This is a genomic window from Longibaculum muris (assembly GCF_004343035.1).
Lineage (GTDB): Bacteria > Bacillota_I > Bacilli_A > Erysipelotrichales > Coprobacillaceae > Longibaculum > Longibaculum muris.
This window is the reverse complement of sequence record NZ_SMCQ01000001.1, coordinates 424,392-432,826: the sequence shown is the minus strand read 5'-3', so window position 1 is coordinate 432,826 and position 8,435 is coordinate 424,392. Positions and strand designations below refer to the sequence as shown.

The 8,435-nt window shown below is 30.4% G+C and carries 14 protein-coding genes; 2 read left to right on the top strand and 12 right to left on the bottom strand.

Features of this window, described 5'->3' with window-relative positions:
• Nucleotides 1–89: 89 nt before the first annotated feature.
• Together EDD60_RS02095 and EDD60_RS02090 are read right to left on the bottom strand one after the other, a co-directional pair.
• Nucleotides 90–518 (bottom strand): tyrosine-type recombinase/integrase, encoded by a 429-nt coding sequence (locus EDD60_RS02095; protein WP_243646606.1) that lies wholly within the window; start codon nt 516–518, stop codon nt 90–92.
• Nucleotides 499–708, bottom strand: a complete 210-nt coding sequence (locus EDD60_RS02090) for a transcriptional regulator (RefSeq protein WP_066444678.1) — start codon at nt 706–708, stop codon at nt 499–501. Before EDD60_RS02090 ends, EDD60_RS02095 begins: the two co-directional genes overlap by 20 nt.
• 201 nt (nt 709–909) lie before the next feature.
• Here EDD60_RS02090 and EDD60_RS02085 point away from each other — a divergent pair, with 201 nt between their 5' ends.
• Nucleotides 910–1,404, top strand: a complete 495-nt coding sequence (locus EDD60_RS02085) for a helix-turn-helix domain-containing protein (protein ID WP_066444680.1) — start codon at nt 910–912, stop codon at nt 1,402–1,404.
• A 181-nt stretch (nt 1,405–1,585) separates the two neighbouring features.
• On the opposite strand, the gene EDD60_RS02080 is transcribed toward EDD60_RS02085, so the two are convergent.
• The 10 genes from EDD60_RS02080 to EDD60_RS02035 all read right to left on the bottom strand — a co-directional run bounded on the left by EDD60_RS02080 (nt 1,586) and on the right by EDD60_RS02035 (nt 7,525).
• On the bottom strand, nt 1,586–2,905 hold the full coding sequence (locus tag EDD60_RS02080) for an aspartate kinase (protein WP_066444684.1): 1,320 nt from the start codon (nt 2,903–2,905) through the stop codon (nt 1,586–1,588).
• A gap of 99 nt (nt 2,906–3,004) precedes the next feature.
• The gene (locus tag EDD60_RS02075) at nt 3,005–3,421 is read right to left on the bottom strand and encodes a zinc ribbon domain-containing protein (RefSeq protein ID WP_066444689.1); all 417 of its coding nucleotides are present in this window, start codon (nt 3,419–3,421) and stop codon (nt 3,005–3,007) included.
• A gap of 3 nt (nt 3,422–3,424) precedes the next feature.
• Nucleotides 3,425–4,009, bottom strand: a complete 585-nt coding sequence (locus EDD60_RS02070; RefSeq protein WP_132226187.1) for a xanthine phosphoribosyltransferase — start codon at nt 4,007–4,009, stop codon at nt 3,425–3,427.
• Nucleotides 4,010–4,017: 8 nt separating this feature from the next.
• Nucleotides 4,018–4,536, bottom strand: coding sequence for a GNAT family N-acetyltransferase (locus tag EDD60_RS02065; RefSeq protein WP_066444690.1), 519 nt, complete (start codon nt 4,534–4,536; stop codon nt 4,018–4,020).
• A 58-nt stretch (nt 4,537–4,594) separates the two neighbouring features.
• Nucleotides 4,595–4,954: a desulfoferrodoxin family protein gene (locus tag EDD60_RS02060; protein WP_066444693.1), complete on the bottom strand. Its 360-nt coding sequence runs from the start codon at nt 4,952–4,954 to the stop codon at nt 4,595–4,597.
• A 47-nt stretch (nt 4,955–5,001) separates the two neighbouring features.
• Nucleotides 5,002–5,376: a rhodanese-like domain-containing protein gene (locus EDD60_RS02055; protein ID WP_243646605.1), complete on the bottom strand. Its 375-nt coding sequence runs from the start codon at nt 5,374–5,376 to the stop codon at nt 5,002–5,004.
• 48 nt (nt 5,377–5,424) lie between these two features.
• The gene (locus EDD60_RS02050; RefSeq protein ID WP_066444695.1) at nt 5,425–5,805 is read right to left on the bottom strand and encodes a desulfoferrodoxin family protein; all 381 of its coding nucleotides are present in this window, start codon (nt 5,803–5,805) and stop codon (nt 5,425–5,427) included.
• Nucleotides 5,806–5,883: 78 nt separating this feature from the next.
• A complete protein-coding gene (locus tag EDD60_RS02045; protein WP_066444698.1) occupies nt 5,884–6,423 on the bottom strand; it encodes a hypothetical protein in 540 nt (179 codons plus the stop codon).
• Complete coding sequence (locus tag EDD60_RS02040; protein ID WP_066444702.1) at nt 6,420–6,923, bottom strand: O-acetyl-ADP-ribose deacetylase; 504 nt, start codon at nt 6,921–6,923, stop codon at nt 6,420–6,422. Before EDD60_RS02040 ends, EDD60_RS02045 begins: the two co-directional genes overlap by 4 nt.
• A gap of 80 nt (nt 6,924–7,003) precedes the next feature.
• Nucleotides 7,004–7,525 (bottom strand): YcxB family protein, encoded by a 522-nt coding sequence (locus EDD60_RS02035; RefSeq protein ID WP_066444706.1) that lies wholly within the window; start codon nt 7,523–7,525, stop codon nt 7,004–7,006.
• Nucleotides 7,526–7,663: 138 nt separating this feature from the next.
• Here EDD60_RS02035 and EDD60_RS02030 point away from each other — a divergent pair, with 138 nt between their 5' ends.
• The gene (locus tag EDD60_RS02030; RefSeq protein ID WP_066444708.1) at nt 7,664–8,428 is read left to right on the top strand and encodes a hypothetical protein; all 765 of its coding nucleotides are present in this window, start codon (nt 7,664–7,666) and stop codon (nt 8,426–8,428) included.
• The last annotated feature ends 7 nt before the right edge of the window (nt 8,429–8,435 follow it).

Below are 8,435 nucleotides of genomic sequence, written 5' to 3'. Positions count from 1 at the left end.
TTTATCAAAAAAGATAACCAGCTGGTAGTTTGTCATTACCATAAGTGGTAATTGTTAAACCAACCTTTTTGGTTATCTTTATTTTACCATTAACAATTAAATATTGCACTCACTTGATTGTGTACTGTTTTCAAATAGCAAGGTGAATATGGCTCATCATTTTCATTTCTATATGCAAGTAATTGATTTTGCCATTCAATAATATCTGCAACACTAATATCATTGATTTGTTTTAATTTAAAATATGGCAAAATTTTATCTTCGATTATATAACGTTTTGTTAACATTGTATTCTCTTTAATACGATTAGATAAATCACGTACATAAATTTTTACAAATTCCTCGAAATTCATATTTAAATCTTTTGACTGTTCCATTTTGAAATGTGCGATAAAAGTTTCTGCTTCTCGTTTCGTTTTAAAACCTCTTTTCATTTTCTTTAATCTTTCCCCTTTCCAATTTTCATAATAGAAAGAGGCATACCATGTTCCTTTGTTTTCATCTTTGTAAGCTGGCATTTTCATCATCCTTTCTTAATCCATAAATTCTTTCTTCAAAATACTTTTTACTGATACGACCACGAATGGTTATAAATCCTTTCTGTTCTAATTCAAGATTTAACTGTTTAATTAGTTTATAGGCATAGCCTTCAGACATTCCTGTTACCTTCATGATCTCACTTGCATCCATAAATGTACTGTTTCCCATTTTCTCACCTCCTTTTAGCTAACCTATATGAGTTAGGTTACAACATAAGAATAATGCAATTGGATACTATTGTCAAGAATAAATTAACCTTTTTAGTTTAATTTATTAACTTTATATATTTAATTAATTAACTTTTTAAGTTTAATTTTCATTTACTGTTTATTATTTTTTTGATATAATGGGGACAAAGGAGGGATTGTGATGTCATTAGGATCAAATTTAAAGTCAATTAGATTATTTAGAAAAAAGACATTAAAAGAACTTGGTCAAGGTTTAGGTTTTAGTTTATCATCAGCTGATGTCCGCATTTCTCAATATGAATCCGATAAAAAGAAACCAAGAAACGATATGATAGAAAGTCTAGCACATGGACTTGAGGTTTCACCAAACGCTATTGATATTCCAGATATTGAATCATACATAGGAGCAATCTATACTTTGTTCCAATTAGAACGTACATATGGATTAAAAATTGATGAAATGGACGGACAGCCAATTTTACGTTTTGATAAGTTATTGCCTCATGAACAAAGTGCCTTGTTTAAATACATGGAAAATTGGTTAGAAGTTGCTAAGGATTTTAGAGAAGGTAAAATAACGGAACGCCAATATGAAGAATGGAAATACAATTTTCCTAAATACTCAACTTTAAATGCCAATAAACAACCGCATGAAGATTGGTTAAAAAACAAGTAAACATATTTCATTAAGTAGGATTGAATTTCCTACTTTTTTCATGTTTCTACTATTCCTAGAATAAAAAACAATATAAAAAAGAATAGTAGATACCCCTTGTCAGTAGTATCAAAATAGTATCAACTCCTTTCTGACAAAAGAAAAAAGCCCGTAAAATACGAGCTTTCTGCAATTTTATCTACTATTCATTCTCAATAAATTCTTTATAAATAGCTTTGATAGCTGGTTCAAAATAACAATTACGAACACCAATAATAATATTTAACTCACTTGACCCTTGGTCAATCATCTTAATATTAATATTCTCTCTTGCGAGTGCATTGAAAACTCTAGCAGCTGTTCCTCGACTTGCTTTCATACCACGTCCAACAACGGCAATCAGCGCTAAATCAGATTCTAAAATAATTGAATCAGGTTGAACAACACGATGAATACCAGCCAAGATATCTTGTTCTTTATCAATAAATTCTTCTGTATTAACAATAATTGTCATTGTATCAATTCCTGAAGGCATGTGTTCAAATGATAAATCATGTTCTTCAAAAACTTGTAAAACTTTACGTCCAAAACCAATTTCAGAGTTCATCATATCTTTTTCAATCATCACTGTTGCAAAACCTTTTGTTCCAGCAATTCCAGTAATGACATGAGCAGGTTTATGACATGTACTTTCTACAATTAGCGTTCCTGGATCTTCTGGTTTATTTGTATTTTTAATATTAATAGGAATTCCTTCACTACGCACTGGGAAAACTGAATTTTCATGAAGAACAGAAGCTCCCATATAAGATAACTCTCTTAATTCTTTATAAGTAATTGTTTCAATTACATCAGGATTTTTAACAATACGTGGATCTGCAATCAAGAAACCAGAAACATCAGTCCAGTTTTCATATAAGTCAACTTTTCCATTCTTCGCAACAATCGCTCCTGTTACATCAGACCCACCTCTTGAAAATGCTTTAATAGTATTGCTGCCATCATTTAAAGATCCATAAAATCCTGGAATAACAGCATACTCAACTTGTGCTAATCGTTCTTGTAAAATAGCATCAGTCTTTTTTGCATCATAATTTCCATGACTATCAATAAAAATAACATCTTTTGCATCAATAAATTCAAACCCTAAATAACAAGCCAAAACTTTTCCATTCAAGTATTCCCCACGGCTTGCTGCATAATCTTCACCAATTTGCTCTTGAAATGCTTTTTCAATAACTTTAAAATCTTCTTCTAATGAAATATCAAGATGTAAATCATCAATAATATTTTGATATCTTTCTTTAATTTCATTAAAAGTTAAAGTCATTTCTTTTTCTGATTGTGCATTATAAGCCTTATATAATAAATCAGTAACCTTGATATCATCTTTAAAGCGTTTTCCTGGTGCACTTGGTACAACATAACGACGTTCATCATCACTCTTGATAATTTCATAAACTTTTCTAAATTGATTGGCATCAGCTAGTGATGACCCACCAAATTTAACAACTTTACTCATCTTCTTATCTCCCCTTTATCTCCATATGTTATACATAACAATACATTATTCTCATGATTTAATCAATATTTTTTCCAAAAAAAAGAAGCCAAGCTTCTTTTAATACAAACGCTGATCATTTCCATCACGATCAATTGAGCCAACTAAAATAAGAATTCCTTCAACAAATCCCCATATTTCAGCTAAAGCTGTAGAGATGCCAAAAGTTAAAAATCCACCTAAAAACATACAAATTTGGATGAATCCTTTAGAACTATAACCAAGATAAAAATTATGAATCCCTAAACCTCCTAAGAAGATACCTAACAGCCCGGCAACGAGTTTTGATTTAGGCGCATACACTTGTTGCTTTGGTTGAGGAATTTGATACCCACAAGTTGGACAAACTCGTATACTTTCATCAATAGCCCCTCCACAATTGGGACAATTTCGTTTAGGATGATTGATTTTATAACCACATGATGAACAATAAAGATCACCATCTTTTACTTCTCTTCCACATTGAGGACAAAACATAACTTAGACCTGCCTAAAAGTGATTTGTCCACATTCATCATCCATACTATCAATAATGGCAAGTGATTCTAAATGATATCCTGCCTCGCGAATCTTACGACCACCTGCTTGATATCCTTTTTCAATAACAATTCCAATTCCTTCAACTGTTCCACCCGCTTGTTTTACTAAATCAATGAGTCCTAAAATAGCACATCCATTAGCTAAGAAATCATCAATAATTAAAATATGGTCATTTTTATTTAAATATTGTTTTGAAACAACAACATCATTTGTTTTTTGGTGTGTATAAGAATCAACCCTTGTGTGATATAAATCATCTGAAATATTTGATGTTTTTGATTTTTTAGCAAAAACAACTGGAACATCTCCAAAATGTCTTGCGGTCATAACCGCAATTCCAATTCCACTTGCCTCAATTGTTAAAATCTTATTGATTTTATGTTCTTGGAATAAACGTTGAAATTCATCACCCATTTTATCTAAGAATGAGACATCAATCTGATGATTTAAAAAACTATCAACTTTTAATACATTTCCTTTTTTTACAATACCTTCTTTTTTAATCTTTTCTTCTAATGCTTTCATAATACTCCTTATATTCCTTGTTGATAAACAATTCTAAATATTTGTTTTTTAATTTGATCAAATGCATAGACATTTATAGAATCTGGATAACTCATATACATCAATTCTACTTTCGGTGCATTCTTTCTTAATGGTGGTTGAACAAAATGATATGGATTTAAAACATATTGATTTCTTTGATAAAAAGCCACTCGTCTTTTGGTTAAATCATCAATTGGTTCTTCAACCTCTAAGACAAGTAATTGATGAGGATAAAGTTCTTTAATGGCCTGTAAAATTTGGCTACCTAATCCTTGTCCACGTAAAGATTGATCAACTGCAAAGTTTTCCAGATAAACAAAATCATTAAACTCCCAAACAATAATCGCACCAATAATTCTGCCATCTTGATACATACCATAAATCACAAACTCATCTTCTAAAAAAAGCAGTTTCATTTTTTCATATGGTCTTAATTCTGCTGGAATAAATGCTTTTTCAAACAAAGCATAGACTTCATCAAATTCTTTTAATGTTATTTTTTCCATATTTATCACCCGATAACATTTTAACATATTAAAAAGAACATACAAGAAAAAGTATGTTCTAAATGACTTCTTTCCATAATCCATGTAAATTACAATAACCATAAACTTCTAACGGTTCATCATCTTCACTCAATTCAAAAATAACAATTGGTGATTGTTGATATGACAAGAGTTTATATTGACCACCATGTTTTGTCTTTAAAAAAATCATTGAAATATGATGTTCAGCACTCATTGGATGCATAATATCACCAATCTTGACTTTCACTGTCTTTTTATCTTTGGAAACAATTGGTTGATGTTTCATTTCATCACCTTCATGATTTTCAACTAAGATATGAATGAGTTCAGGATGATCCTGAGATTGTTCATCTAATTGAACAAAAAAACTATCGTTTTGATTTTTATAAAAATGCATTTTATCATCTCCCCTTTCAGTATGGGTGATGATTTTTCATTTATACATTATTTTTCAATTTCATAAGGCCAATCAAGAATACCACCAAAATCATAAACATGTTCATAGCCAAGCTTGACAAATTTTTGAGCAGCTTTTTGACTACGATGACCACTCCGACAATAAACTAATAGTGTTTGATCATACTTAGGCAATTGTTGATTTTTAGCATTGATTGTTGATAAAGGAATTAACAAAGCCCCTGGAATATGACCAGCCTGATATTCACTTTCTTCTCTGACATCAACAATCACAACATCTTGCGTCGCCATCATTTCTTTAGCTTTTTTCGCATCAATTGTTTGATATTGGATTGAATTATTGGTACATCCAACTAAAAACAAACCTGCTAGCAATGCTTTTAAACTTTTCAAATCATTCATCCTTTCTATGCCAAATAAAAAGGGATAGACGAGCCATCCCCGATATTATTATGCTTCAATTTCAGCTTTCCATAATCCATGTAGGTTACAATATTCGTAAACTTCTACAGTTCCTTTATATCCACCTAAAGCAAATGTAGCAACTGGTTCATCAGCATCTGTTAAATCAACTCTCATGACTTTGTTTCCTAATACCGCAATAATTGTTGTAATTAAGTGTTCCTTTGTCATTGGATGAGCCACTTCACCAACTTTAGCAGTTAAGATATCTCCATCAATAGATAAAACTGGAACGTGTTTTTCTAAAGCAGCATCAGTTGTATTAGCTGTTAATTCAACCATAGGCTCACCACAGCAAACAACCCCTACTCCACTATCCACAATTTTTTCTACAACATTTCCACAATGATTACATTTAAATAATTTCATATTTTCTTTCCTCCTTAATTTCGATATCATTTTAACATGCTTAGTTAGATTAGGCTAATGATATGCACCTTTATTTTTTTATTCATTGCAAAAACCATCAATATTATAAAACGCATCATACATTTCATCTTCAAATCCCCATCCAATATCTTGAATTTGATATAAAATATGACGCAATCTTGGATAATAAGACGCTATTATCCTTTCATCTAATTGATTGACAACTTCAACATATTTCCATGTCGTATTTACAACATCATTATAAAATCTTTCATTGATATCACCCAATTCAACAGTTAATTCAACCGCACTTTCAATAAATGCTAAATAGACATCCGCTTGACTTTTTAAATCATGATTACATTGACAAAATTCTTTAACTTGGTCTTTAGCCTTTTTGATATCAAAACGTCCTCTTGTATAATCTAATGCTTTTTGAATTTGTAAAATATATTTTCTAGTCATAACTGGATTACTTATTTCTGCATTTAATTTTGAATCCAAATCCATTTTTACATATTTATTTGTTTTATACAAATCACAAATCAACTGTATCAACTCTTTTTGCTCCATACTCTTTAATCGTTTTTTTAATTCATTAACTCCCAAACCACTCATTTCTTTTCCTCCATTACTTTTTTATAAATCGAATATGTATAATCATCAAAACATACAATTTCTACCTTTTTTAAACATTTTTCCTGATAATTTTGAATTGTCAAAACAGCTATTTTTGCTGCTGCTAAAATCGGATAACGATAAGCTCCTGTACTAATAGATGGAAATGCCAGATGATGACAATTATATTCATCCGCAATTTCTAAACATCTTTGATAACATGACTCTAATAACTGTGCTTCATCATGATGCCCATCGCGATAAACTGGTCCCACTGTATGAATCACATACTTAGCCGGTAAATGATACGCCTTCGTGATTTTGGCATCACCAGTTGCACAACCACCTAAAGTACGACATTCTTTCAATAATTCTGGTCCAGCTTTACGATGAATGGCGCCATCAACACCACCGCCACCAAGTAAACTATTATTCGCTGCATTCACAATCGCATCACACTTTATTTCAGTTATATCCCCTTTTGTTATGATTATTTCCATAATTAATTCCTTCCTTCTTTTTTATTTTATCATTCTTTGTTCATGAACAAAAGAAAAACATATTGCCTTAATGCAATATGCTATTTAACCCATCTTTTAATTTTTGTATCTTTAGACTTTAAGAATTGAACAAAGTCTTCAACACTTACTTTTAAACAATCTTTACGAACAACAATAAACTCTTGTTTTTTTGCCAGTAAAGTATATGTATTTTCTGTTTCAATGATTTGTTTTATATTGGCATAAGGAATCTTATTATTCACACCAGTATCACAATTATGAATAGCGACCCCATCATTTCCAAAACTCATTGTATAAGTCACTTCTTCTTTATTTAATTGATCTTTGATTGTCTTGACTGTTTCTTTATATTTACGATGATTTAAATAATAGATTTCCGCAAAACATCCAATACCCAAAATCAATAAAACAACTCCTTGTAAAGTTTTTTGAATCATAAAATTAGAAATTCCTAATCCCACAGCAACGACACTTGTTATAAATAATAAGTTTCTTTGCCAAGGAGCAATTAAGTGATTCTTTACTTCCTTTAAAATTTCAACATTGACAATATTACGATTGACTTGTATACGATTAACCATTTTTATTTCCCTTCCTTTACTATCCAGTGTATCATTATCCACTTTGATTGTGACATGAATATTAACTTTTTAAAAAATATGAAAATCATTTACAGAATTTGACATTATTTTATATAATTATAGAAAGGGAGGATGATTATGAAAAGAAAAATTTTTAAAGGGTTGAAATTCTTGGGAATTGGTTTTATTGTTTTGATTGTTATAGGAATGATTTTTGGTGGTGAAAGTTTGGATAAAATACATATTGATTCAAAACATTTAAAAATGGATGTGAATGAAGAAAAAGAAATTGCATTAATATTTTCACCTGAAGATGCTCATTTATCGATTGATGATTTTCAATTGAATCATGATGGGATTGTTGAAATTAAAGATATTAAGGATCATCAATTAATTATCAAATCACTAAAAAAATCTGGTGATGTAACACTTCAATATAAAGATAATAATATAAAAAGTAACGCAATAACTATTCAAGTTGTCGATCAAAAAGCTTTAGCTGCTCTTGAGAAACAAAAAGAGGAAGAAGCTAAAGAAAAAGCTGAACAACTCGCTAAAGAAAAAGCCGAGGAAGAAGCCAAACAAAAAGAAGCGACTAAAAAAGCTGAAGAAGAAGCCAAGCAAAAAGAAGCCGCTAAAAAAGCTGAAGAAGAAAAACAAAAGAAAGCAAGTGAACAAAAACAAAACACAACCAATACTTCTTCAAAAACAAAATCGAATACAACAACTTCAACCAAAACAACACAAACACATAACGAAACAAGTTCAATGGTTTATATTCCTAAAACTGGTAAGAAATATCATTCTAATCCAAATTGCAGCAACATGAAAAACCCACGACAAGTTTCAATAACTGAAGCAAAAAGACGACATTATGAACCATGTAAAAAATGTTATCGTTAATATAGAA